The organism is Sphingomonas sp. SRS2, from assembly GCF_000971055.1.
Classification (GTDB): domain Bacteria; phylum Pseudomonadota; class Alphaproteobacteria; order Sphingomonadales; family Sphingomonadaceae; genus Rhizorhabdus.
Genome location: NZ_LARW01000025.1, coordinates 1 through 1633 on the forward strand (window position 1 = coordinate 1; position 1633 = coordinate 1633).

General features: G+C 63.0%; 3 protein-coding genes. All 3 read right to left on the reverse strand.

All coding sequences use genetic code 11. From position 1 onward, the window contains the following. Positions 1-281: 281 nt before the first annotated feature. Positions 282-734, reverse strand: a complete 453-nt coding sequence (locus WP12_RS00145; protein ID WP_046191746.1) for a hypothetical protein — start codon at positions 732-734, stop codon at positions 282-284. A 64-nt stretch (positions 735-798) separates the two neighbouring features. Beyond that, complete coding sequence (locus WP12_RS00150) at positions 799-1113, reverse strand: helix-turn-helix domain-containing transcriptional regulator (RefSeq protein WP_046191747.1); 315 nt, start codon at positions 1111-1113, stop codon at positions 799-801. Then, positions 1113-1448, reverse strand: coding sequence for a type II toxin-antitoxin system RelE/ParE family toxin (locus tag WP12_RS00155; RefSeq protein ID WP_327196180.1), 336 nt, complete (start codon positions 1446-1448; stop codon positions 1113-1115). The genes WP12_RS00150 and WP12_RS00155 overlap by 1 nt, the downstream gene beginning before the upstream one ends. Between the last annotated feature and the right edge of the window lie 185 nt (positions 1449-1633).

A 1633-nucleotide genomic window follows, 5' to 3' on the forward strand; every position in this document is an offset into this window, starting at 1 on the left:
TTTTGGCATTGGGCCCTCGGCGCTGACGGAGGCCATGGGCATGCTCAACCACCATTTCGCAGCAGCCGCCTGATCGGCGCAGAGCGACAGCCTACCTCTGACTGCCGCCAATCTTTGCAACAGAGCCCGCGCAGCAGCTTGGGGTGCAGCCATCGACGCTCTATCGCCACATACCCGGCGGACGCAGCTCGCTTAGCCAACCGGCCTAGGAGGCCGTCTCTTCGCCGGCCGCGTCTTTGTCCCACCCATCCAACCCTTTAGGCCGGTCCTACGGCACGCAGTCAGGCGAACAGGTCGCCGATTGCGCGCAGTCGGAAGGAGTTGCGCCACCGGCGCCGGCGATGTTCGGTCGCGTCGTGGACCATGTGGCAGCGCTGGCAAAGCGCGGCGAGGTTGCGCGGCCGGTTGTCGCCGGGATCGTGGTTCAGGTGCGCGCTGGCGAGGACCACATGCGTGATCCGCACATGGGCGGGCGGATCGATGCCGACAAATCCAGGCTGCGCTCGCGCCAGCTCGTCCGGCGTCGGCAGGCGGCGAACCCCCCTGCCCCGCCCGTCGCGCCAGCTTGCCGCGTCCTCGTCCCACCAGACGCCATTCCCTAAATGCAGCACGTCGCGGCCGTGCGGGCGGCGGCAGTGCTCGCAGCGCCCCTTGGCGCGGCGAAACCGGACGACGTCGGACAGCTCGCGCCAGTCGATCGGGTAGAGCCAGCGATGTTCCCGCGCGATCGGCATGACGATTCTATGAGTCATGGCCGATGAGAACGAAAGAGGAAAATTGTCGTTTTCACGATTCAAATCACGCGGCGCGAACTTCCAGTGTTACGCCCGATGCGCGTTGTAGCGTGCTGATGACCGAGAACAGGTTGTCGGCAGCCGGATTGCCCGCCGGGCTGAACATCCGCATCAGGCTCTTGGACGGCCTTCCGGTTTGTTCGGCCAGTTCCTCGAAACCCACCGTCGCCTTAATGTAGTCGCGAAGGACTGCCTTTCCCGTGTCGATATCACCTAGGAGGAAGGCATTGACGGCTTCGGTGAGGAGCGCCGAGCGAAATGCCGGGTCCGCTTGAACACGCGCACGCACGGTATCCTTGAAGTTGCGAGTGAGAGCCATCACGATCTTCCTTTCTTGCGCGCCTTGTAGTCTGCCCACAGCGACTTGGCGGTGTCGATGTCACGCTGCTGGCGCTTTTTCGTTCCACCACTCAGGAGGATAACGAGGGTTTGGCCATCCATGCCGAAATAGACGCGATAGCCAGGTCCGAAATCGATCCTGTATTCGGAGACGCCCTCTCCCACCGGTTTGACGTTGGAAAGCGCGCCACGTTTTACCTTGTTGAGCGCCACCGTCACCTTTGCGGCCGCTACCGCATCCAGCGCGGTGAACCAGAGTCCGAACGGGCTTCGCCCTTCCCCGTCCTCATACTCTTTTAGTACCATAAGTTCCATATATGTTACCATTGATCCGATCGTCAAGGGTTGGACGCGCCCCTACGGGCCGCGTTCTATCTTCGCTTCGCAGCTCCGATCGAGCCGCCATGCTGGCGTCTCGCCCCTGATGGGCTACGATCGCTCGCGGGAACAAAGAGGCCGCCGAGGCGGCCGTGTTGTTGTTGTCCCCGCCTGGAGAGAGC

Excerpts from the sequence above, each read along its gene's own strand:
- WP12_RS00145 (WP_046191746.1), bottom strand. The coding sequence starts at position 734 with ATGCCGATCGCGCGGGAACATCGCTGGCTCTACCCGATCGACTGGCGC.
- WP12_RS00150 (WP_046191747.1), bottom strand. The coding sequence starts at position 1,113 with ATGGCTCTCACTCGCAACTTCAAGGATACCGTGCGTGCGCGTGTTCAA.
- WP12_RS00155 (WP_327196180.1), bottom strand. The coding sequence starts at position 1,448 with ATGGAACTTATGGTACTAAAAGAGTATGAGGACGGGGAAGGGCGAAGC.